The following is a 22,875-nucleotide window of genomic DNA, read 5'->3' on the forward strand; positions in this document are numbered from 1 at the left end:
CTCGGCAAATGGGTTCAACTGGCCGGGCGCAACTGCCCGCCGGATGCCATGACCTGCTGGCTCAGAGCCTGCAAGGTGGATTGCGCATCGTCCGCCGCCTCCTGCATTTCCTCGGCTGTCAGCGGCCGCAGCAGCGGCTCCAGTTCGATGCGCTGAATGTTCGGGCACTTGCCAACCAGGCTGTTCAGGATGCTGTCCATTTTCTTCATTCCCAAGCCGAACAGGATTTTTTCGAGGACAAACAGGCGCACCAGGATGATGTCTTCTTCGTCCTTGGCCGTCGCCTGAACCGCCTCGATTTCCTTGCGCACATAACCACGAAACTTGAGCGGGCTGATCTCCACGGGTACCTGGAGAATGGAATAACGGAACTGGCCTTGAATCATGCGAACACCTGGCGGGGAAAAACATCATTTTCGCAGAGCTACCCGAGATCAGAAAGGCTGCGAGCAAATATCCAGGCTAAAACCAGATTTCCGGATAGCGCCGGGAAACCGGTAAATTATTGAACAGCAAGGCGACCACCAGCATGATCAAAGGTCCGATCAAACCCGGCACCAGGGCATACCAGAAACCCAGGCGATGGATTTCGGCTGAGCCGATCACGGCAATCAAGGCCGTTGCCCCGCCGGGAGGATGCAGCGTCCGTGTAGCGTGCATCAGCGCAATCGCTGTCGAAACAGCCAGCGCACCGGCAAGCCAGGGCATGAAGAACAGGCATTTCCAACACACGACACCGACCAGCGCCGACAGCATGTGACCACCCAGCAAATTTCTTGGCTGCGCCAGCGGACTGCGGACAGCCCCAAAAACCAGCACTGCGGAAGCGCCGAACGAACCAATCAGCAAGACCAGATCTCCCTCGGCAAAAAAACGCTGGCCAATCAGGCCCAGCGTTGCAATACCGACGAACGAACCCAGCCAGGAAAGCACAATTTCCTCATTGCTGACGCGCGGCGGACTACCGCGCGTTGTTCCACGCATTTTGCGGAAATACTCGCTCCACCGCGTTTCCAGCTTCAAGATTCGCCACCCTCTTGAGCAGTGCGCTGCCCGGTCTGTAAACGCAACAGGGCGTGGCGCCAGGCCAGGTGGTAAACCGTACGAAAATCCTCGGTCGAAATATCGATATAGCCCGGCACTGCGGCCAAGGCATCGAGGATGTCCTCATCCGTCAGTTCAAGCTCCGGTCCAACCGGTATCTGATCGCCATCCATGCCATCCTTCCACGGGGTAAAAACCCCGATCAATAATCGTTGTCATGCTAGGCGAACAGTCCCGCACAACCTATCCGCCATCAAGACTAGGCGTGGCCTTATTTGGTTCTAGCAGGCGGCCTTATCTGCTTTGGGCCGCCTTGCCGTGCCGATTACGGTCAGTTACAGCAAATTGGGCCACGTGGAACTTCACAGCATATAGACTGCCTTAAGCCCACTTTTTAACGGAATCAAGTCGTCATTCATGAAAACAGTCATCAGAGCCTTCTTCAAAACGCTTCGTATCGTCATCGGCCCCTTCATGCTGCTTGGTGAATTTGTCACCCGCCCGAAGGCCATGCAGCGACCTGCTGCGCTTCAAGCTGAGGTCGATCAGCAATGCACCAGCCTCGTCCTCTATCAGTACAAGACCTGTCCGTTCTGCATCAAGGTACGCCAGGAAATGCGGCGCCTGGCCCTCAATGTGCAAAAGCTTGACGCACAACATCCCGGAACGAACCGCGACGACCTGATCAATGGCGGTGGCATGGCCAAAGTACCCTGCCTCAAAATCACCGACCCGGCCGGCAAAGTGCAGTGGTTGTACGAATCCGGCGAAATAATCAACTATCTGCGCAGCCGCTTCGCCAGCGCCTGACCTTGGCGCCGCTGTTTTATCCGATACCGTGAGTCGCGTTGTCGTTAGCCAAAGCCTTGGCCAGTTGCCCGCTCGGTTTTGCCGGATCACCCAGGCCAAACTCGGCCTGCAAGGACTGTAAGTTGCTGTCAATGTAGCCAATGGCGCGCGACAGATTGTCCAGCCGGTTGCCGATCAGGTTGCCGGCTGAATTCAACAGTTCAGCTGATTTGGCGAAATTGGCGGTGAACTCATGCAGCGTCTCGGTCGCAGCCGTTTTGTTGTTGGCCAAAGCGGCATCCAGTCGGGCGTTATCGACGGTTGCCAGCTTGCTCACCGGATCGATCTTGAGCCCCAGGTCAGCCATGCCGCGCAAGCCGCTTTTGGCGCCGTTGAAGGGACTGGCAATGCTCTGCTCCAGTTCCCACTGAGACACTGTCGCCGCCTGCGTGCCGGCCAGCACACCGCCAGTCTGCAGCGCACCGTCAAAACGCTGCATCCAGCCATTGTAAGCATCGGCAAAAGCCTGCACCTGGCTGCGCACGGCTTCATTGCCGGCCGCCACATCGGTACCGCCGAGCTTGATCGCCGCCTGCTGCAACGTCGACACCCAGGATTTCAGGTCGCTCATTTCCGAAACTTCGGCCTTGAAGTTGGCGGCATACTGGTTAATCGCCGTCATCATCTGGTAGCCCGATTCCGGGTCGAACAGCGCCATATTGCGCCCCGCCGCCGAAACCCCATTCGTGCCGCTCACGCCAGCCACACCGCCCAGCATGGCATCCAGCGGCGAGGTGCCGTCTGTTTTGCCGCCCCCTAAAATATCGGCAAAACTCGCCGCTCCCGACACCTTGCCAGAACCCAGTGCCGACGAAACCAGCGAACCGACCGTTTGCGATTGAACGTTGGCGATCTGCAATTTCAGGGCCGACGAAAAATCGGTCACCCCGGCCGAACCTGCCGCCGGCGTCTTGGACTTGCTTTCCAGAAGCTTGGAGAAATCGAAACCTTTGCTGTTGATTCCATTAACCGACATATCGCCTCCTGCTGATTAAAAGGCCCAAGGCCCTCGGCTGCATCTGGTGCAATTACTAGCAACAATTGCACCTGCTTGCTGCGAAACAATGGAAGGCGGTGGAGCAACGCCGGGCCGATTAGCTGGAAAGCTTGCGGCACAAAAGATTGCTTTGCTGCGCTCGCAATGACGGCGTAGGGGGTAATCTGGGCTCAGGCAAGTACGCGTCGCAATGCCCGGATTTTTTTCCAGACCACGGCCTTGGGCAGCGTCATCGCCATCGCCTGCATGCAGCGCTCCAGCCAGTCGGTGCGATTTTGCAACAAGTCGATAGCACGTTCGAGATCGCGGATAATGGCCTCACCGTAGGCCCCCTGAGCTTTCTGTACGGCCTTGCGCAACAACGACAGTGAAGGATTCAACATGGCCAGATCAATCACGTCGCGGCTGAATACACCGTCATCACGCCAGCGATCCGAATTGGCCAGCAATTTGCTGGTTGCCATATCCAGCGATGTCAGCGTCGAAACACCGCAGACTTGGTCAGCCAGCGCAGCAGCTTCCAACTGGATTCGCGCTTCGAGCACAATTTCAAACTTGATCGGCTGTTCATCAACCAGCAAGGCTGTGCGAATGCCGTACTGATCGGCGCGAATCTCGCGTGCCACAAGAAAACGCTCTCCATCCGGTCGCAACAAACCGTTGAAACCGGCTTCCCCGGTCAGCAATTGACGCAATCGGCGATAACTGGGCATGTCCGAGACAAGGAAATCCATATCGACCGACTCTCGATATTCGCCAAAGCACAGTGCAATGGCCGTACCACCAGCAAATAGGCAATTCGCATCACGCAGCAAAGCTGCATCAAGCGCCGTCAGAACCCGCGCAATCCGGCGGTGATGCAGACGCTCGAAAAGGATCTTGTCAGGCTGCATCGGCATCGCCAAAAGCCAGACGCAAAGCATCAATCAAATTTCGCTCGCGTGGCAATAACGCAGCCTCGTCAATATGCCGCCAGTTACGCTCATAAATTCCCAGCGCTTCGCGTGGCTTCAACTGATCCGTGCCCTGCACCTGCCAAGCAAGCTGTTTCAACTGTGGATAGTCAGCCAGATAAATGCGTACCGGCAACCAACCCGAGGTATCGGTCAACGGCCTTTCATGCGAATCATCGGATATGCCGGATGCCGAAAAATTCATGCCGAGCGCAGCAAGCACATTGAGATACGCCCCCATCGTGACTGATGGCTCGCCCTGTTCAATCCGATGAATAGTCACACGGGACATCCCCGCCGCCTCGGCCAGCGCTGTCGCACTGACCCGCAAGCGCTTGCGCTCCGCTCGAATGAGAACGCCAAGCGCAGCGAGTTGGTCAATAACAACGGAAGGATTAGGGGGTGATTTAGCGGACATTGTGTTTCTCATAATATACAAAAATGCATATTCGTCAATATTGAGAAACACTTTTTGAATAAAAAAAGATACTTCAGGCAACTCATCAAAGCAAAAAGGCCGGGATCGCTCCCGGCCTTCTTCATTTTGACTGCTTTGCTACGGTCGACCGTGTCGATCAGGCCTTTTTGTGGCCAGCCAGACGGGTCCAGGTGTCAACCACGGTATCCGGGTTCAGCGAGATGCTGCTGATGCCCTGATCCATCAGCCATTCGGCCAGATCCGGGTGATCGGACGGGCCCTGGCCGCAGATGCCGATGTACTTGCCGGCCTTGTTGGCGGAAGCGATCGCCATGGCGAGCAGCATCTTGACGGCCGGGTCGCGTTCGTCGAACAGGTTGGCGACCAGACCGGAGTCGCGGTCGAGGCCGAGCGTCAGCTGGGTCAGGTCGTTCGAGCCGATCGAGAAACCGTCGAAGATCTTGAGGAAGTCGTCGGCCAACAGGGCGTTGGACGGGATTTCGCACATCATGATCAGCTTCAGGTCGTGTTCGCCCTGCTTCAGGCCGTGTTCGGCCAGCAGATCAACCACAGCCTGGCCTTCGCCGACGGTACGGACAAACGGCACCATCAGTTGCACGTTGGTCAGGCCCATTTCTTCACGGACGCGCTTCATGGCGCGGCATTCCATTTCGAAACAGTCGCGGAAGGACTGGGCAACGTAACGCGAAGCGCCACGGAAGCCGAGCATCGGGTTTTCTTCTTCCGGCTCGTAGAGTTCGCCGCCGAGCAGCTTGCGGTACTCGTTGGACTTGAAGTCGGAGAGACGAACGATGACCGGATTCGGCCAGAAAGCGGCGGCGATGGTCGAAACGCCTTCAACCAGCTTTTCGACGAAGAAATCCTTCGGCGTGGCGTAACCACGGGCACGGCGCTTGATTTCGTCGCGCTTGGAAGCCGGCAGACGCTCAACATCGAGAATGGCCTTCGGGTGGATGCCGATCACGTTGTTGATGATGAATTCAACGCGGGCCAGACCGACGCCGGCATTCGGCAGCTGGGCGAATTCGAAGGCCAGTTCCGGGTTGCCGACGTTCATCATGACCTTGACCGGGACATCCGGCATGGCGGTGATGTCGCGCGAGGTAACTTCAAAATCGAGCTTGCCGCGGTAAACGTGGCCGGTATCGCCTTCGGTACAGGAGGCGGTAACGATCTCGCCTTCGGTCAGCGTTTCGGTCGCGTCGCCACAGCCGACGATCGCCGGAATCCCCAGTTCGCGGGCGATGATCGCCGCGTGGCAGGTACGGCCGCCACGGTTGGTGACAATCGCGGAAGCACGCTTCATCACCGGTTCCCAGTTCGGGTCGGTCATGTCGGCGACGAGCACGTCACCCGGCTTGACCTGGTCCATTTCCTTCGGGTCCTTGACGATGCGGACCGGGCCGATACCGATCTTCTGGCCAATGGCGCGGCCGGAGGCGAGCACCTTGGAGAAGGACTTGAGCTTGAACTTCTCGATCTTGCCGGCGTGCGCCTGCGACTGCACGGTTTCCGGACGGGCCTGGAGAATGTAGAGCTTGCCGTCGACGCCATCCTTGCCCCACTCGATGTCCATCGGACGACCGTAGTGCTTTTCGATAATCATCGCGTAGCGGGCCAGTTCCATGACTTCTTCGTCATTGATCGAGAACTGGTGACGCAGGGATTCCTCGACATCCTCGGTCACGACCGACTTGCCGGCAACCTTCTCGGCCGAGAAGGTCATTTTGATCATCTTGGAACCGAGGTTGCGACGCACGACGGCCTTCTTGCCGGCAGCCAGCATCGGCTTGTGCACGTAGAACTCGTCCGGATTGACGGCGCCCTGCACCACCGTTTCGCCCAGACCGTAGCTGGCGGTGACGAAAACGGCATCACGGAAACCGGATTCGGTGTCGAGCGTGAACAACACACCGGCAGCCCCCTTGTCGGAGCGGACCATGCGCTGGATACCGGCCGACAGGGCGACGTCAGCGTGGATGAAGCCCTTGTGAACGCGGTAGGAAATGGCGCGGTCGTTGTACAGGGAAGCAAAGACTTCCTTGATCGCGTGCAGGATGTTTTCCAGGCCGACGATGTTCAGGAAGGTTTCCTGCTGACCGGCAAAGGAAGCGTCCGGCAAGTCTTCAGCGGTGGCGGAAGAGCGCACGGCGAAGGACATGTCGGCGGTCGAATCGGCGACCAGACGCTGATACTGCTCGGTAATTGCGATGGTCAACGCGGTCGGGAACGGCGTTTCCATGATCCACTGGCGAATCTGCGCACCACACACGGCGAGTGCATTGACGTCTTCGACATCCAGCGCATCGAGTGCCGCATTGATCTTTTCATCCAGGCCGCTCTGCGCCAGGAAATCGCGGTAAGCCTGCGCCGTCGTGGCAAAGCCACCCGGGACACGGACGCCGGAATCAGCCAGCTGGCTGATCATTTCGCCGAGCGAAGAATTCTTGCCGCCGACTTGTTCAACGTCGGTCATGCGCAGCTTTTCAAAGGGAATAACCAGGGGCTCCATGCGGATTCCTTTCAGGGGGGTCAAATCAAGAAGTGGTGGAAGGTAAGAAATCGGTATTCAGGCGACGCGCCGCAGTTTCGCGCCGGGCGGCGGAACGCAGCGACTGGGCCAGTGTTTCGCGAACGAAATCGATATGCGTCTCGGCGGCAGAACGTGCCGCCTGCGGCTTGCGATCACGGATGGCATCATGAATGGCCGCATGCTGCGACTTGAGCAAGGAACCGGCCGCAGGAATGCCCTGCAGTTCGCCAAGATTGAGGCGGATGTTGTCGTGCATCAAACGCAGCAGGGCCGAAGAGAGATGGCCGATCAGCGCATTGTGCGACGCCTCGCCAATGGCCTGATGGAAGGCAATATCGGCACTGGAGCGGCGCTCCAGATCATCGGCATCGAACGTATCCTTGAGCGTCTCGAAAGACTGGTCGATGCGTTGCAGGTCGGCCTCGGTGGCGCGCTCGGCCGCCCACTCGGCGGCCTGACCTTCCAGCATGCGGCGGAATTCAAGCAGATCTTCGTGCAAATTCGGATGCGAACCGATCATGTCGCGCCATGGATCGGAAAAAGTCGATTCGAGGCGGTCGGTCACATAAGTGCCGCCGCCTTGACGGCTCTGCAGCATGCCCTTGGAAGCCAGCTTCTGGATGGCTTCGCGCAACGAAGGGCGCGACACGCCAAATTCGAGCGCCAGTTCGCGCTCCGGCGGCAAGCGGTCGCCCGGCTTGAGCGAGCCTTCCAGGACGCGGCGCTCCAGCGAAGCGGCAACGGCATCGGAAATACGCGGGACTTGCACCTTGTTTTGCGGCATGGGCAAAAGCAATCACTCGATTGGTAAGACCACGCCATTCTAATCAGCCAAACGGTAAAGCGCAAGCACCGGAAAAACCCTTATATATTTGACTAAGTATCGGTTGTATCGTACATTTCCGTCACACGAAACATTGGTTTGACCAATTTACCAACGGAGACAAAATGAGCGAACAAGGAAAAACCACGCCTCGGCCCACCGATGTCTATTTCTTCGCCACCTGTGTTGTTGACCAGTTTTACCCCGGCGCCGGCCTCGATGCGATTCGTCTACTGGAGCGCGAAGGTATCCGCGTTCATTTCCCCGAAGAACAGACATGCTGCGGTCAACCGGCCTACACCAGTGGTTTTCCCGATGAGGCGCGCAAGGTTGCGGCGCTTCAATTGACGCTGTTTCCAAACAACTGGCCGGTCGTCGTCCCTTCCGGCTCCTGCGCCGGGATGATGAAACACCACTACCCGACATTGTTTGCCGCCGACCCGGTACGCAAAGTGCAAGCCGATGCCCTCTCCTGTCGCATTTACGAACTGACCGATTTCCTGGTCAATGTCCTCGGCTTCCAGCCGGAAGACCACGGCGCCGACGAAACGGTCGTGCTCCACACCTCCTGTTCAGCCCGCCGCGAAATGGGCGTGCATCTGACCGGCCGGCAACTGCTCGGCGCCCTCAAGGGCGTCAAGATTGCCCAGCAGGATCACGAATCCGAGTGCTGCGGCTTTGGCGGCACCTTCTCGATCAAGCAGCCGGAAATTTCCGGCGCGATGGTGGAAGACAAGGTCAAGGCGCTCAAGGCGAGCGGCGCCGAGCGCGTCGTCAGCGCCGACTGCGGCTGCCTGATGAACATCCTCGGCCACGCTGCCTGGAAGGACAAGCAGGAAGGCCGCACGACGCCCAGCCTGCCGGGCGAACACATCGCCACTTTCCTGCTGCGCCGGACTGAAAAGGGGAACAAATAATGAGCGCCCGTGACCGCATCCTCGCCCGCCTGAACGCTGCACCGGTGATGAACAAGCCGGAACCGGACGTTGCCGCCTGGTTTGCCGAGCACCGTTCGGAAGAAACCCCAGCCGAAAAAGCCGCCCGTTTCCGCCACTTCATCGAACTGGCCCACGCCGAGGTTTATTCGGTATCACGCGGCGGCTGGCTGCAAAAACTTTGGGAAGTGTTGAGCGCCAAGCAAATCGGCAAGCTGCTCGTCGCCCCGGGCACATCCCACGGTCAACGTGCCCAAAACGAGCTTTCTGCACTCGGCATCGATTGCCCGAGCTACGCCGAGCCGATCGAAAACTGGAAGGAAACGATGTTCCATGACATCCCGGCCAGCTTTACCGCAGCCCGTGGTGCCATTGCCGAAACCGGCACGCTGATCCTCTGGCCCGACGCCGACGAGCCACGCCTGATGTCGCTGGTGCCGCCGGTGCATATCGTGCTGCTCGATGCGGCCAATATTTACAACACCCTGTACGAAACCATGCAGCAGGAAGGCTGGAAAAACGGCCTGCCGACCAATTCCCTGCTCATTTCCGGCCCGTCGAAAACCGCCGACATCCAGCAGACGCTGGCTTACGGCGCGCACGGCCCGAAAGAACTGGTTGTCCTGATGATCGAGGAGAACGTCTGATGAACGCCCCGCAGACCCCCCACGCCCTGCACTTCATGCCGTCGGCCGGTTTCCGCGCCCGCTCCAAGGAAGTTGTCGACAATCCCTTCCTGCGTCAGAGCTTCCGCGGCGCGATGGATTTTCTGATGAGCAAGCGCGCCGCCCAGTTCCCCGATCCGGTCGAACTGGAAACGCTGCGCACGCTGGGCGAACAGATTCGCCAGTACAACCTCGGCAAACTGCCCGAACTGCTCGTTCAGCTCGAAAGCAATCTGACCCGCAACGGCATCCAGGTGCATTGGGCCGAAACGCCCGAAGAAGCCAACCAGATCATCCTCGGCCTGTGCCAAAAGCATTCAGCCAAGCTGATGGTCAAGGGCAAGTCGATGGTCAGCGAGGAAATCGAGCTCAACCACGCGGCCGAAGCGGCCGGCATCGATGCGCTGGAATCCGACATGGGCGAATACATCGTCCAACTGGCGCATGAAAAACCGTCGCATATCATCATGCCGGCGATCCACAAGACCAAGGAACAGATCGCCAAGCTGTTCCACGAAAACGTACCGGGCGTCGACTACACCGACAACGTCGATGCGCTGATCCAGATCGGCCGCAATGTGCTGCGCGAGAAATTCCTCGAAGCCGATGTCGGCCTGTCCGGCGTCAATTTCGCCGTGGCCGAAACCGGCACGCTGTGCCTGGTCGAAAACGAAGGCAATGGCCGGATGTGCACCACCGCGCCGGCTGTGCACATCGCTATCACCGGCATCGAGAAAATTGTCGAAAAGCTCGAGCACATTCCACCGCTCTACTCGCTGCTCACCCGCTCGGCGACCGGCCAGAACATCTCGACCTACTTCAACATGATCTCCGGCCCACGCAAGGCCGGTGAGAAAGATGGTCCGCAGGAAGTCCACCTGGTGCTGCTCGACAACGGCCGGACGCAAGCCTACGCCGACGAACAACTGCGCAAGACGCTGCAGTGCATCCGCTGCGGCGCCTGCATGAACCATTGCCCGGTGTACACCCGGATTGGCGGCCACGCCTACGGCACGACCTATCCCGGCCCGATCGGCAAGATCATCTCGCCACACATGCTGGGGTTGGAAGCGACGGCAACGATGGCGACAGCCTCGTCGTTGTGCGGCGCTTGCGGGGAAGTTTGTCCGGTAAAGATCCCGATTCCCGAACTGCTGATGCGTTTGCGCGAAGAGTCCTTCTCCGCACCGCATGAAAACCCGACGATGCGCGGCCAAGGCGCCGGTTACAACGCTACGGTTTCGGCCATCTGGCGCGGCTGGTCATTTGTCTATCGCACGCCGGCGCTGTATCGCCTGGCCACCTGGCTGGGTAGCCGCTTCCGTTGGCTGATGCCGTCGAATCAGGGGCCGTGGACATCGGTTCGGGTACCTCTCAAGCCTGCCCCGAAACGCCTGCGGGACATGCTGAAGGAACGGGCATAACGACGACTTGCCGATCTTGAAAACACTGGATTGCTTCGCTTTATTCGCAATGATGCTGTATTGCCACTCGTAGAAAAATAGAGACAAGACCATGACCAAACTGACCGATTCCCTGAAACAGTCGCTGCCGGAAAACCAGATTATCACCGACGAACTGCGTCGCCTGGCTTACGGCACCGACGCCAGCTTCTATCGCCTGACGCCGGAAGTGATTGCCGTCATCGAATCGGAAAACGAGCTGCGCAGCGTGTTGACCGCAGCACGCCAGAATCAGCGCCCGGTCACCTTCCGTGCCGCCGGCACCAGCCTGTCCGGTCAGGCGATCACCGACGGCGTGCTGGCGCTGATCGGTGAAGGCTTTGCGACCTACGAGTTGAATGCCGATGCCAGCAAGGTCAAGGTCGGTCCCGGCATTGTCGGCGGCGAGGTCAATCGTCGGCTGGCACCGCACGGCAAGAAAATCGGCCCTGACCCGGCTTCGATCGGCGCGGCCAAGATCGGCGGCATCGCGGCCAACAACGCCTCCGGCATGTGCTGTGGCACAGCGCAGAACAGCTATCGCACGCTGGCCGGCATGCGCGTCATGCTGGCCGACGGCACGCTGCTCGACACCGAAGACCATCTCAGCATCGATGCCTTTTCCAAGAGCCACGCTGTACTGCTCGGCGAGCTTGAGCGCCTGGGCCGCGATACGCGCGACAACGCCAAGCTGGCCGAACGCATCCGCCACAAGTTCAAGATCAAGAACACGACCGGCTACAGCCTCAATGCATTGGTCGATTACGAAGACCCGATCGACATCCTGTCGCACCTGATGATCGGCTCGGAAGGCACGCTCGGCTTCATTTCACGGATCACCTACAACACCGTCGTCGAAGACCCGTACAAGGCCAGCGCACTGGTTTTCTTCCCGGACATCCGCACCGCCTGCGAAGCGGTCATCCGCCTCAAGCCGCAGCCGGTTTCGGCCGTCGAACTGCTTGATCGCCCGGCGCTGCATTCGGTCGAAAACAAGCCCGGCCTGCCGGCCATCATGCGCGAACTCGGCGAAGAAGCTGCCGCGCTGCTGATCGAAGTACGCGCTGCCACGGTCGACGGCATCCAGGAACGGATTTCGGCCGTGCATGCCGCGATGGCCGGCGTTGCCACGGTTGAACCGATGGTTTTCTCGACCGATCCGGCCACCTGCGAGATGTACTGGAAAGTCCGCAAGGGTACCTTCCCGGCCGTCGGCGCCATGCGCCGCACCGGCACCACAGTGCTGATCGAGGACGTCGCCTTCCATATTGAAAACCTGGCCGACGCCACGCTCGACCTGCAAGCCCTGCTCCGCCACCACGGCTACCACGAGGCGATCATTTTCGGCCACGCGCTGGAAGGCAACCTGCACTTCGTCATCACCCAGGATTTCGGCGATGCCAGCGAAGTCGACCGCTACGCCCGTTTCATGGACGAACTGGCCAAGCTGGTGGTCGACAAATACGACGGCTCGCTCAAGGCCGAGCACGGCACCGGCCGCAACATGGCGCCGTTTGTCGAAATGGAATGGGGCAAGGAAGCCGCCGATCTGATGCGCAAGATCAAGCGCCTGTTCGATCCGGAAAACCTGCTCAATCCGGGTGTCATCCTCAACGACAACCCGCACGCCCACCTTGAAAACCTCAAGCCGATGCCGGCTGCCGAAGACATTGTCGACCGCTGCATCGAATGCGGCTTCTGCGAACCGCTCTGCCCATCGCACCGGCTGACCCTCTCACCGCGCCAGCGCATCACCAGCGTGCGCGAACTGTCGCGCCGCGCGGCCAATGGCGAACCGGCCGGCCAGGTCGGCGAAGATTACGCCTACATGGGCCTCGACACCTGCGCCGGTTGCGGCATGTGCTCGACCGCCTGCCCGGTCGGCATCGACACCGGCGACCTGACCCGCCGCCTGCGCGGTCGCAAGCTGGGCGACACGGCCCGCGCGGTCAACGCCTGGACCGGCGAACATTTCGGCACGCTGGCCAATGCCTCGCGGCTCGGCCTGAAAGTCGGGCATGCCGTCTCCGGCGTGCTCGGCGACAACTTCCTCAGCCGCATTTCCGGCGGCGCCTGGAAGAAAGACATGCCGCTGGCCGGCAAGGCCCCGGTCGTCCGCCAGACGCAAGGCGATCCGGTGGTCTATTTCCCGACTTGCGGCGGACGCATTTTCGGGCCATCGAGCGCGGCTGAAAAACAACTCGGCGACGTCGTCGTCGAACTACTGGTCCGCGCCGGTTATGCACCCATCCTGCCCGACGGCTTCGACCAGTTGTGCTGCGGCCAGATGCTGGCCAGCAAGGGCATGGCCGAAGAAGCCGACGGCATGTCGCGCCAGCTCGAAGCCGCACTGCTCAAAGCCTCGGAAAACGGCCGCTATCCAATCATCATGGATGCCAGCTCATGCACCATCCGGATGCAGAAACACGTTGCCGAGCGCCTCAAGGTCTACGACTTCCACGAATTCGCCCACGACGCCCTGCTACCGCGCCTGCGCCTGACGCCGGAGGCCGGCCCGATTGCGCTGCACATCAATTGCAGCGTGCGCAAGAACGGCTCGGACGCCAAGCTCAAGAAACTGCTCGCCGCCTGTGCCGAACAAGTCATCGAACCTGCCGGCGTCACCTGCTGCGGCTTTGCCGGCGATCGTGGCTTCGTCGTGCCGGAACTCAACCACCATGCACTGCGCAAGATCCACGACGAATTGCCGGCTAACTGCGCCTGTGGCGTCTCGACCAACCGCACCTGCGAAATCGGCCTGACGGCGGAAACCGGGCGCACTTACCAGTCGATCGCGTATTTGCTCGAAAAATGCAGTCGACCGCAGGAAACCTGCTGAAATCCCGGACCGGGATACAAGCTGAAACCGCAATCCGGCGAGCCTGAGCACCAGCCCCCGGATTGCGCTGCCCAAGCTGCCAAAACGAGACGATCAGTCGGTGATGCGGCCGCGCTGCTGCTTGATCTGGCCGCGCTTGACCTTGCTATCAACGCGCTTGCGCTGGGCTGAACGGCTGGGTTTGGTCGGTCGCCGGAGAGTCGGCACGAAAGCCGCCGCCGCAATCAGTTCGCGCAAGCGCAGCAAAGCATCCTCGCGGTTGCGCTCCAGGCTGCGGTGGCTTTGCGCCTTGATGACGATGATGCCGTCGCTACTGATTCGCTGGTCGCGCAAGGCCCGCAGTTTTTCCTTGAAACCCTCGGGCAGGCTGGATGCGCCGATATCAAAACGCAGGTGCACCGCATTCGACACCTTGTTGACGTTTTGTCCGCCGGCCCCTTGCGCCCGGATGGCGAAGAACTCGACTTCGCCTTCGTTCAGTTGAATGGCCGGCATCGGCTAGCCCAGTCCTTGCGCCTGCCGCCAGCGGGCCACTTCCTGCAGGGTATCGCAGGCCGAAGCCATCAAGGCTGCATTGGCCTGGAGCAGCAATTTACGCTGGTGGGCATCGAGTTTTTCGGGAAAAACCGGGCGCAACTCAACGTGTAAATCACCCGCTTTGAGCTTGCCACGCCCCGGATAACCTTTTCCGGCCAGGCGGATTTGACGAACATCGGCCGGCCCCGGCTCCAGCGTGTACGCAATCAGCCCGGACAAGGACGGCAACTCGATCTCGCCACCGGCAATGATGTCCAGCGCACTGACCGGCATCCGGTAGGACAAATCGCGGCCCTGCATCGTAAATAGTACGTGGCTGGCAATGACCAGCGTGAGATACAGATCGCCGGCCCGCAAGTCGCCGCTCGCCGGTTCGCCCTGCCCGGCCAGGCGGAGTTCATCACCGGGCAGCATGCCGGGCGGCACGGTAAATTCAAGGCTGAAATCGGCTGTTTCGCGGCCGCTCCCGCTGCAATCCGGACAAATGCGTTCGCTGAAAAAGCCACGCCCGCTACAAGCATCGCACGACACCAATGTCCGCCGGGCATCACGCACCCGGCCACTTCCGTGGCAGCACTCGCAAAAGCGGGTACGCGAAATACCGTGCTCGCCGCTTCCCTCGCAGGTTGGGCAGGCTTTGCCGCGCCGGTAATGCAGCGTCTTGCGACAACCGCCAGCGGCATCCTCCAGCGACAATTCGAAATTCAGGCGGATATCGGCGGCGCGCCCTGCTTCCGACTCGGCTTCCGGCCCGGTGGACGCTTCAGCAGGCGCTTCGGCCGGCGCAGGTTGATCCACCGTTTCGTCGGGTTTCGGCATGTCGACCGCAGCAAGCTGGTCGTAGGCAGCGCGAATCTGCTTGAAGCGTTCGGTTGCTTCAGGATCGGTATTGCGGTCCGGATGCCAGCGCATGGCCAATCGGCGATAGGCGCGCTTGACCTCGTGCGGACTGGCCTCACGGGAAACACCCAGGACGGAATAAGGATCGCGATTCATGATGCCTGACGAGCAACTTCAATGCACAACGCCACAAGGCAGGAACGCACGGCTGCGAATAAACTCAAACGGCAATGGTAACAACGATCAGCCTCTTGCCGCGTGCTAATCCGCATTCAACCCTTAGGCACGAAACAACATTTGTCATTTTTGTTAATTGTTGCCTTGGATGAATTTCACCGCTACCATGCCCGACAATACCCAACGCCGAGATGCCATGGAAACCCGCCTGCGCTACCTGCCAATTGCCGATGCCATCGAGGGCATGGTCCTCGGTGCACCACTGGTGCTGAGCCAACACGGGATCAACACCTTCAGCCTGCCAGTCGGACATGCCCTGACCGAATCGAATATCCGCCAGATGAACGTCCGCCATGCAGAATTCGTCTGCATCCAGATTCCGGATGAACGCACGCTGGAAGAACGCGATGCCGAATGGGCGGCCAGCGAAACCCGTCTGCGCTACATCTTTCGTTCGGCCGATCTGAAAAACCCGGTCATGTCGCGTCTCTACGAAACAGTCCTCGCATTCAGGAGAGGATGATGCCCCTGCTGCTGACCGCCACCGAAATTGCCGACCGCGCGATCAATCTGCCGGCCTTCCCACGGGTCGTCAATGACATCCTGGAAACACTGGATGACGATAATGCAACGCTCGGCGCACTCGTCCAGTTTGTCGAATGCGACCCGGTGATCACCGCCCGCGTGCTTTCCGTCGCCAACTCCGCCGCGCTGGCCGGGCGGCACCAGGCCCAGTTGCGTGACGTGAACATGGCCGTTTCGCTGATCGGCCTGTCACGCATCAAGGAAATCGTCCTCGCCGTCAGCCTCGCCGAATTTGCCCGCAAAAGCCGGATGTCGGCCTACTTCTGGGAACACAGCGTGGCCGTAGCCATCACGGCACAGGAACTTGGTCGCTTCAAGCACATCTCGGCCGACTATGCGATGGTCAGCGGCTTGCTGCACGACATCGGCCAGCTCTGGATGGCCCGCTTCTACCCGCTGGAATTCCAGATGGTGCGTACCGCGGTCAACGTCAGCGAACGAGGCATTATCGAGGTTGAGCGGCAGTATTTCGGGATGGATCACTGCGAGATCGGCGGCGAACTTGCCACCCTCTGGGGGCTGCCCGAACGCGTCATTGCAGCAATTCGCTATCACCACGACCCCAGCCCGGCCCTGGCAGAAAAACTGGTCGACCTGATCCATGTCGCCGAAGTGCTGTCCAATGCACTGGACCTGACCGGGCGTGAAGACAATCAGGTCGCCGGTCTGTCCGAGCCGGCCTGCAATGCGATTGGCCTGGACTGGACGCAAGACATGAACAGCCTGTTCGGCAAGATTGAAGCACGTACCGAACACGCCTGCCGGGTATTTCGCTAGGCACGACCGCAGCCGGCAATTTGGCCGGCCCGTTCAGAACGGCAACTCGGCCTGGATCGCAACGTGATCGGCCGGCGTTTCCTTCCGCGCCACCAGGCCACCAGCCCGCACACCAAGCAGACGAATTTTCTGGAGCAGCGGAACACGCTTCAGGCATTCCCCGGCCGCCTTCCTGATCTCAGCCGCCTCACCGATGCACAGAGGCAAGGTGACATCGCGCGTTACGGCATGGAAATCGGCATAACGCAGCTTGATGCCGATGGTTCGACTGAGATAGCCCTTGCGCGCCAGATCGTCGGCCACCCGTACGCACAGGCTGGTAAATATTTCGGACAGTTCGGCCCGGTCATGCCGGGCATGCAAATCGCGCTCGAATGTCGTTTCACGGCTGATCGACTTGGGCTCGGATTCGGTCACCACGCCCCGCGCGTCGATGCCATGCGCCACACGATGCAACCACTCGCCGGTACTGCGCCCGAATTGCCCGACCAGAAACTCAGGAGCAGCGGCAGCCAGTTCGCCGATGGTCCTGATCCCGAGGCGGCCCAGTTTTTCACCGGCCTTCGGGCCGATACCGCCAATCTTGCGCACTGGTAAAGGCCAGATGCGCGCCGGCACATCGGCCATTTCGAGGAGAGTCAGGCCATTCGGCTTGTCGAGATCGGAACCTATTTTCGACAATAGCTTGTTGGGCGAGACACCGATCGAACAACTCAGGCCGGTGGCCTCGAAAACGGCAGATTTGATCTGCAAGGCAAGCGACCGGACATCCTCCACACCCTCGCCGAAATCAATATAGATTTCATCGATGCCCCGATCCTCGATGTGCGGCACGATGCTCGCCACCGCCGCTTTGAAGCTTCTGGAGTAGTGCCGGTAAGCATCGAAGTTGGCCGGCAAGAGAATGGCATCGGGCGCCAACTGGGCCGATTTCATCAGCCCCATGCCGGAAAAAACGCCCAGCGCCCGCGCTTCGTAGGTCGATGTCGTAATCACGCCACGCCCGACGTAATCGCGCAAACGGGCAAAATGCCGCTTGCCGTCAGCCTGCAGCGCCGGCTGGGCGACATTGCGCCCACCGACGACCACGGCCTGACCACGCAATTCGGGATAACGCAGCAACTCGACGGAGGCAAAAAAGGCATCCATGTCGAGATGAGCAATACGCAACTGACTGTTCATCCATACAGTATATCAAGCTGTGCACGAAGTACCACGGTCGACACCGCTAAACAGCCCGTTTTCGATCAAGCCCGAATTGGCTGGTACTTCTGCACCTCGGCATGGCGCGGGCAAGCCAGCAGATGATCATTGACCATCCCTGAAGCCTGCATGAAGGCATAGCAGATGGTCGAACCGACAAACTTGAAGCCGGCGCGCAGCAGGGCCTTGCTCATTGCATCGGACTGCGCCGTCTTGGCCGGCACCTCGGCCATCGTCGCCCAGTGATTGTGAATCGTCTCGCCGCCGACGAATTTCCAGAGAAAGTCACTGAACGACTGCCCTTCGGCCTGCAGCGCGAGGTAGGAACGGGCGTTCTGTATCATCGCCGCGACCTTGGCCCGATTGCGGATAATGCCGGGGTCGGCCAGTAAAGCCGCTACTTTGGCATCGTCGTAACGGGCGATCAGGGCAGGCTCGAAGCCATCGAAAACCTGTCGATAGTGCACCCGCTTTTTCAACACCGTAGCCCATGACAGCCCGGCCTGCGCCCCCTCCAGGATCAACAGTTCAAACAGGGCGCGGTCGTCGCGCAGCGGCACGCCCCATTCCCGGTCATGGTATTCGCGGTAAAGATCAAAACCCTCGGACCAGGGGCAGCGCTCCATATCATTCATTCTCCGGACCGGTCATTGGTTCAGTCATGCTGTTTCAGCCACCGATTTCTGCAACAAAGGCCTCGAACCGGCTGCGCAATGCGGCCAGCTCGGCCTCCAGCGTTGCGACACGCTCGGTCAGCGCTTCAATCGCGGCGCCGGATGCCCCAACCGGGACGGCATGGGCCGGTGCGTCGATGAGCAGTTCGCCACCGAGCAGATGCATCCAGCGATTTTCACGGGCGCCGGGCAAACGCGGCAATTCGATGACCAGCATCTCGCCTTCCGGTCGACAGGCCAATTCATCGAGAAATGCTTCGACCGATGAAATATCGGCAAATTTGTGCAGCCGCTCGCAATTGAGACGAAGCTCGCCGGCCGTTTGCGGGCCGCGCAACAGCAGGACTGTGAGCAAGGCCGACGCCTGGGTCGGGATGCCGAGCTGCTTTTCCAGATTGTGGGCGAAGCGAACGACACGACTGCCGCTGACTTCGTGCACCAATTGATGCTCTTTCAGGCGGTCGACCGCGGCAAGCGCTTCGGCTTCGCTGACTTCCATCACCGGACTGCGACTGGTTTTCTGGTTGCAACCGGCGACCAGCGCATTCAGCGAGAGCGGATAGGTATCGGGCACAGTGCGCTGCTTTTCAACCAGCGTTCCGAGGATTCGGCTTTCAATCGGCGACAGTGTCGGCAACAGGGACATCATTCTCTTTCCAGTGAAGCAATCAATCAGGCAGGCAGCGCAGCGCGACGGCTGGCCTGCCAGGCGTAATAAACCTGCAGCGCGACGTGGGCGTCGTTGGCGGCGTAAAGCACCTGCCGTTCGTTAAGGCGAGCGGCAGACCAGTTACTGGTGCCAATTTTTTTCGATTTCTGCAATTTCTGGCCGAAAAAATGCGCGACAGCCACCTTGGCACCGACCGTACCGCGATGTGCCGGCCCCCGCAGGATTTCGCCCAGGTCGAGCACATTGCGCACCTCGATATCAAGCCGCGATTTCAAGGCGCTGTGATCATTCCCCAGCCCGAAGCCGACCTTGAGCAAATCCGGCGACTCAAGCACCGCCTTCAGTTCAGCCACGCTACGTCCGCGCACAATGGGAAACAACCAGGTGTGCCGGTCGGTTGCCAGTTGCACCAGATGCGGCCCGGTCGACGCTTCGCCTTTCAGGAAAGTCGGCTTGGATTCCGTGTCGAAACCAATCACCCTGGCGGCGAGCAAATCGGCCAATGCCGCCTGCGCAGCTGATGCGTCGACGACCAGCGTGATCGCCTCAAGCCCGATACCGGGATAAGGTGGCAACTCCGCTTCACTGAGCGATGCCCGGCTGAATGCGACGTCGCTCACGCGCTCACCATCCGGCTTTTCAGCCAGACACCGATAGCTTGCACCTCTTCAATGCAAACCGAATGCGGCATCGGATAAACCTGCCATTCAACCTGGTAACCGCGCTCGACCAGCAGATCGCGCGCCGCCAGACCGAGTTCGATGGAAACGACATCATCATCGCTGCCATGCGCCGAAAACACCGGAATATCGCGGTTGACCGCGCTAGCCTCGGCCAGCAAGCCGGCCGAAGGAATATAGGTCGACAGCGCGATGACCCCGGCCAGTTTTGCCGGATGAGTCAGCGCCGTGGTGTAGGCAATCGCCCCGCCCTGCGAAAAGCCAGCCAGGAAAATGCGCTCCGACGGAATGCCGCGTTCGATCTCGCGCTCGATCAACTGACGAATGGCGGCGCGCGAATGCAGGATGCCGCCCTCATCAACCCGCCGGCTATGCTTGTCGAGCGAAATGATGTCGTACCAGGCCGGCATGATGTAGCCGCCGTTGCAGGTCACCGGAATTTCCGGCGCATGCGGAAAAATGAAGCGCACACCGGGAGCATCTTCCAGCCCCAGTTCAGGGACCACCGGGACGAAATCCGAACCGTCCGCCCCCAGGCCGTGCAGCCAGATTACGGCGTATTGCGGGTTCTTACCCGACTCGATTTCGATTGCAGGCAGCAGCGTGTCCAATCAACTCTCCTTGCCCATTTCGGGGAAAAGCACATCGGTAAAGCCAAAACGGCTGAAATCGCGCATCCGCATCGGATACAGCATGCCGATCAGATGGTCGCACTCATGCTGCACAACACGCGCATGGAAGCCTTCGACACTGCGGTCGATCGGCTGGCCGGAAGGATCGAAACCCTGGTAGCGGATGGCCGGAAAACGCGGCACCTCGCCACGCAGCCCCGGCACCGACAAACATCCTTCCCAGCCCGCTTCTTGCGCGGTCGACAGGGGCGTAATGACCGGATTGATCAGGATGGTCTGCGGCACGGCATCAGCGTCGGGATAACGTTCGCTTTGCTCGAAGCCGAAAATCACGACCTGCAATCCGACACCGATCTGCGGCGCTGCCAGGCCAACGCCACCGGCGGCGGCCATGGTATCGAACATGTCATCGATCAATTCGGCCAGCGCCGGGGTCGCAAAATCGGTCACGGGTTGCGCCGGGACCAGCAAGCGCGGATCGCCCATGCGCAATATTGTTCGAACGGCCATGCCTTGATTCCTGTGAATTGACGATCTGCGAGTGTAGCCGGAGCGTGGCTCCGTGTGCACGGAGAACGGCCAGAACCGGCCCGTTGACAATGAATTGTCGAATATTACTTACTTTATGCCTAATCACTTGGCCTTAGCGAGCGCATCGAACATAATGCGCAGCTCTCAGCCACAGTGTTTCTGAAATATTTCACCGTGAATCTCAACGCCAAGGTTACCCTCTTCTTCATCGGCATCGCCGCCGGCCTGCTTGCCGTTCTGGTTGCGATCAGCCTGTACGCCTTCCGCAGCTTTTCGATTGCTTCGGCTACCGAGCACATCAGAACGGCGGGCGAAATCGTCCGCGTTCATCTGACGGAGTCGATGATCAATGGCGTGATCGACAAGCGCGAGCGCTTTCTCCAACGACTGGTCGAAGTCCAGGGCCTCAAGTCGGCCCGCGTGGTTCGCTCGCCGGAAGTGGAAAAACAGTTCGGCAAGGGGTTGACCGTGGAATCGGCCGCCGACGAAATAGAACGCACCGTCCTGGCAGAAGGCAAGCCGCGTTTCGAACTGATTACCCAGGGCGATGAAACCATCTTTCGCGGCACGATTCCCTACATTGCCACGTCCAGCGGCAACCCGAATTGCCTGCAATGCCACAAGGTCAGCGAAGGTGCCGTGCTCGGCGCGGTCAGCATGAGCATGTCGATCGATGCCCTGAAGGAAAAGGCACTGATCACGGTTGCCGGCATTGCTGGTGCCGTGATGGCTTTTGTCATCCTGATGGTGCTGCTGCTCCGCCGCTTGCTGCGCCCGATTTCCGATACTGCCAACGCGGTTGAAGATGCGGTGCAGCATGCTTTGCGCGGCGACTTCAAGGCACACGTCGAGAAGCAAACTGACGATGAAATCGGCCAGATCGCAACCGACATGAACCGCCTGCTGACCTTCCTCGACGATGGACTGAACCGGATCGGCAGCAATGTTGCCCGACTCACCGAGCGCACACCGGCACCGGGCGAGAATCTGCTGACAGCAACCATCGACATGATCGAAGGTCTGACCCGTGCGGCACATTTCAAGCAGGCCATCGAGGAAGACGAGGTCAAGGCCGAGATTTACCAGCGTCTTTCAAACACCTTGAAAAGCGAGTTCGGCCTGCAGGAATTTTCGCTTTACGAGATCAGCAGCAACAAGAAACAGATGAAGGGCATCATGGTCGATGGTGAAGTGGCCGACACCTGCCGCTGGTGCGACCCGCAAATACTGGTTCGTCCCGAAGCCTGCCGCGTCCGGCGTACCGGCCATGTCGTCGATGGCATCACCACGCCCGATATCTGCACCTCGTTCCGCCCCCCGGCCGAAGTCGGCGAACGGCATCATGTCTGCTTCCCGGTCATCCAGTCCGGCTCGGTCGGCAGCGTTGTGCAGTTGATTGCCTCGCCGGCACAACAGGAAAAACTAAAGTCGCAGATCCCGTTCATCAACGTTTATCTGCGGGAAACCGCTCCGGTCCTGGAAACGAAACGCCTGATGGAAAGCCTGCGCGACTCAACTTTGCGCGACCCGATGACCGGCCTGAACAACCGCCGCTTCCTCGAAGAGTATGTCGAGACACTGGTCGCCAGCGTCCAGCGCAAACGCGCACACGCAGCCATCCTGATGCTCGATCTCGATTACTTCAAGATGGTCAACGACACCTACGGCCATGATGCCGGCGATGCTGTGCTCAAAGCACTATCAACCGTCCTCAAGCAATCCGTGCGCTCCTCCGATCTGGTCATCCGCTACGGCGGAGAAGAATTCCTGATCATCCTGATCGACAGCCAGGGCGATGCGGCCGGACAGGTTGCCGAGAACATTCGGGCTGCTGTCGAAAACCTCAAAGTCCAGGTTGCCGGCATCGTGCTTCAAAAGACGATTTCGATCGGTATTTCGGATTTCCCGACCGACAGCGATACTTTCTGGCAAGCCGTCAAATTCGCCGACGTGGCGCTTTACCAGGCCAAGGAACAAGGACGCAACCGGGTGATTCGCTTTGCACCGGCGATGTGGTCGGACACCCAGGACTACTGAGCCAGAACTACCG

At 59.8% G+C, this 22,875-nt stretch carries 24 protein-coding genes; 8 read left to right on the plus strand and 16 right to left on the minus strand.

The genetic code is table 11. The annotated features are described in order from the left end of the window. Positions 1-14 precede the first annotated feature (14 nt). From GBK02_RS11690 to GBK02_RS11700, 3 genes are all read right to left on the minus strand, one after another. Positions 15-386 (minus strand): hypothetical protein, encoded by a 372-nt coding sequence (locus tag GBK02_RS11690; RefSeq protein WP_203466838.1) that lies wholly within the window; start codon positions 384-386, stop codon positions 15-17. 76 nt (positions 387-462) lie between these two features. Continuing rightward, complete coding sequence (locus GBK02_RS11695; protein ID WP_203466839.1) at positions 463-1,023, minus strand: HPP family protein; 561 nt, start codon at positions 1,021-1,023, stop codon at positions 463-465. Further along, positions 1,020-1,217 (minus strand): hypothetical protein, encoded by a 198-nt coding sequence (locus GBK02_RS11700; protein ID WP_203466840.1) that lies wholly within the window; start codon positions 1,215-1,217, stop codon positions 1,020-1,022. Before GBK02_RS11700 ends, GBK02_RS11695 begins: the two co-directional genes overlap by 4 nt. A gap of 244 nt (positions 1,218-1,461) precedes the next feature. On the opposite strand from GBK02_RS11700, the gene GBK02_RS11705 reads away from it, so the two are divergent. Beyond that, the gene (locus GBK02_RS11705) at positions 1,462-1,854 is read left to right on the plus strand and encodes a glutathione S-transferase N-terminal domain-containing protein (protein WP_203466841.1); all 393 of its coding nucleotides are present in this window, start codon (positions 1,462-1,464) and stop codon (positions 1,852-1,854) included. Between the two features lie 16 nt (positions 1,855-1,870). Here GBK02_RS11705 and fliD read toward each other — a convergent pair whose 3' ends face one another. The 5 genes from fliD to GBK02_RS11730 form a co-directional block, all read right to left on the minus strand. Further along, positions 1,871-2,869, minus strand: coding sequence for a flagellar filament capping protein FliD (gene fliD, locus GBK02_RS11710; RefSeq protein ID WP_203466842.1), 999 nt, complete (start codon positions 2,867-2,869; stop codon positions 1,871-1,873). 191 nt (positions 2,870-3,060) lie between these two features. Continuing rightward, positions 3,061-3,783 carry a nucleotidyl transferase AbiEii/AbiGii toxin family protein gene (locus tag GBK02_RS11715; protein ID WP_203466843.1) on the minus strand — a complete coding sequence of 241 codons (723 nt, stop codon included), beginning with the start codon at positions 3,781-3,783 and terminating at the stop codon, positions 3,061-3,063. Continuing rightward, positions 3,773-4,342, minus strand: coding sequence for a helix-turn-helix domain-containing protein (locus GBK02_RS11720; RefSeq protein WP_203466844.1), 570 nt, complete (start codon positions 4,340-4,342; stop codon positions 3,773-3,775). Before GBK02_RS11720 ends, GBK02_RS11715 begins: the two co-directional genes overlap by 11 nt. Positions 4,343-4,418: 76 nt before the next feature. Then, positions 4,419-6,794, minus strand: a complete 2,376-nt coding sequence (ppsA, locus tag GBK02_RS11725) for a phosphoenolpyruvate synthase (protein ID WP_203466845.1) — start codon at positions 6,792-6,794, stop codon at positions 4,419-4,421. Between the two features lie 25 nt (positions 6,795-6,819). After that, entirely contained in the window at positions 6,820-7,599 is a 780-nt protein-coding gene (locus tag GBK02_RS11730) for an FCD domain-containing protein (protein WP_203466846.1), read from the minus strand. 164 nt (positions 7,600-7,763) lie between these two features. On the opposite strand from GBK02_RS11730, the gene GBK02_RS11735 reads away from it, so the two are divergent. From GBK02_RS11735 to GBK02_RS11750, 4 genes are all read left to right on the plus strand, one after another. Beyond that, on the plus strand, positions 7,764-8,555 hold the full coding sequence (locus tag GBK02_RS11735) for a (Fe-S)-binding protein (protein WP_203466847.1): 792 nt from the start codon (positions 7,764-7,766) through the stop codon (positions 8,553-8,555). Further along, positions 8,555-9,220, plus strand: coding sequence for an LUD domain-containing protein (locus tag GBK02_RS11740; RefSeq protein ID WP_203466848.1), 666 nt, complete (start codon positions 8,555-8,557; stop codon positions 9,218-9,220). Before GBK02_RS11735 ends, GBK02_RS11740 begins: the two co-directional genes overlap by 1 nt. Continuing rightward, positions 9,220-10,662, plus strand: coding sequence for a LutB/LldF family L-lactate oxidation iron-sulfur protein (locus GBK02_RS11745; protein WP_203466849.1), 1,443 nt, complete (start codon positions 9,220-9,222; stop codon positions 10,660-10,662). Before GBK02_RS11740 ends, GBK02_RS11745 begins: the two co-directional genes overlap by 1 nt. A 91-nt stretch (positions 10,663-10,753) precedes the next feature. Then, positions 10,754-13,519 carry an FAD-binding and (Fe-S)-binding domain-containing protein gene (locus tag GBK02_RS11750; RefSeq protein WP_203466850.1) on the plus strand — a complete coding sequence of 922 codons (2,766 nt, stop codon included), beginning with the start codon at positions 10,754-10,756 and terminating at the stop codon, positions 13,517-13,519. A gap of 93 nt (positions 13,520-13,612) precedes the next feature. Here GBK02_RS11750 and arfB read toward each other — a convergent pair whose 3' ends face one another. Both arfB and GBK02_RS11760 read right to left on the minus strand, forming a co-directional pair. Beyond that, complete coding sequence (arfB, locus tag GBK02_RS11755) at positions 13,613-14,014, minus strand: alternative ribosome rescue aminoacyl-tRNA hydrolase ArfB (protein WP_203466851.1); 402 nt, start codon at positions 14,012-14,014, stop codon at positions 13,613-13,615. A gap of 3 nt (positions 14,015-14,017) precedes the next feature. Continuing rightward, positions 14,018-15,052, minus strand: a complete 1,035-nt coding sequence (locus GBK02_RS11760) for a DnaJ C-terminal domain-containing protein (protein ID WP_203466852.1) — start codon at positions 15,050-15,052, stop codon at positions 14,018-14,020. A gap of 217 nt (positions 15,053-15,269) precedes the next feature. Here GBK02_RS11760 and GBK02_RS11765 point away from each other — a divergent pair, with 217 nt between their 5' ends. Then, on the plus strand, positions 15,270-15,596 hold the full coding sequence (locus GBK02_RS11765; protein WP_203466853.1) for a hypothetical protein: 327 nt from the start codon (positions 15,270-15,272) through the stop codon (positions 15,594-15,596). After that, a complete protein-coding gene (locus GBK02_RS11770) occupies positions 15,593-16,435 on the plus strand; it encodes an HDOD domain-containing protein (RefSeq protein ID WP_203466854.1) in 843 nt (280 codons plus the stop codon). Before GBK02_RS11765 ends, GBK02_RS11770 begins: the two co-directional genes overlap by 4 nt. Positions 16,436-16,468: 33 nt before the next feature. On the opposite strand, the gene GBK02_RS11775 is transcribed toward GBK02_RS11770, so the two are convergent. The 6 genes from GBK02_RS11775 to def form a co-directional block, all read right to left on the minus strand. Continuing rightward, positions 16,469-17,617: a DNA polymerase IV gene (locus GBK02_RS11775; RefSeq protein ID WP_203466855.1), complete on the minus strand. Its 1,149-nt coding sequence runs from the start codon at positions 17,615-17,617 to the stop codon at positions 16,469-16,471. Positions 17,618-17,682: 65 nt separating this feature from the next. Beyond that, a complete protein-coding gene (locus GBK02_RS11780) occupies positions 17,683-18,264 on the minus strand; it encodes a DNA-3-methyladenine glycosylase I (RefSeq protein ID WP_371810488.1) in 582 nt (193 codons plus the stop codon). 43 nt (positions 18,265-18,307) lie between these two features. Next, entirely contained in the window at positions 18,308-18,961 is a 654-nt protein-coding gene (locus GBK02_RS11785; RefSeq protein ID WP_239002999.1) for a YceH family protein, read from the minus strand. 23 nt (positions 18,962-18,984) lie between these two features. Next, positions 18,985-19,602, minus strand: a complete 618-nt coding sequence (locus GBK02_RS11790; RefSeq protein WP_203466857.1) for a 3'-5' exonuclease — start codon at positions 19,600-19,602, stop codon at positions 18,985-18,987. After that, a complete protein-coding gene (locus tag GBK02_RS11795; protein WP_239003000.1) occupies positions 19,599-20,273 on the minus strand; it encodes an alpha/beta hydrolase in 675 nt (224 codons plus the stop codon). The genes GBK02_RS11790 and GBK02_RS11795 overlap by 4 nt, the downstream gene beginning before the upstream one ends. Then, positions 20,274-20,804 carry a peptide deformylase gene (gene def / locus GBK02_RS11800; protein ID WP_203466858.1) on the minus strand — a complete coding sequence of 177 codons (531 nt, stop codon included), beginning with the start codon at positions 20,802-20,804 and terminating at the stop codon, positions 20,274-20,276. A gap of 195 nt (positions 20,805-20,999) precedes the next feature. On the opposite strand from def, the gene GBK02_RS11805 reads away from it, so the two are divergent. Further along, positions 21,000-22,862, plus strand: a complete 1,863-nt coding sequence (locus tag GBK02_RS11805; RefSeq protein ID WP_203466859.1) for a diguanylate cyclase — start codon at positions 21,000-21,002, stop codon at positions 22,860-22,862. The last annotated feature ends 13 nt before the right edge of the window (positions 22,863-22,875 follow it).

The organism is Dechloromonas sp. TW-R-39-2 (assembly GCF_016864195.1).
In the GTDB taxonomy this organism is placed as follows: Bacteria; Pseudomonadota; Gammaproteobacteria; order Burkholderiales; family Rhodocyclaceae; genus Azonexus.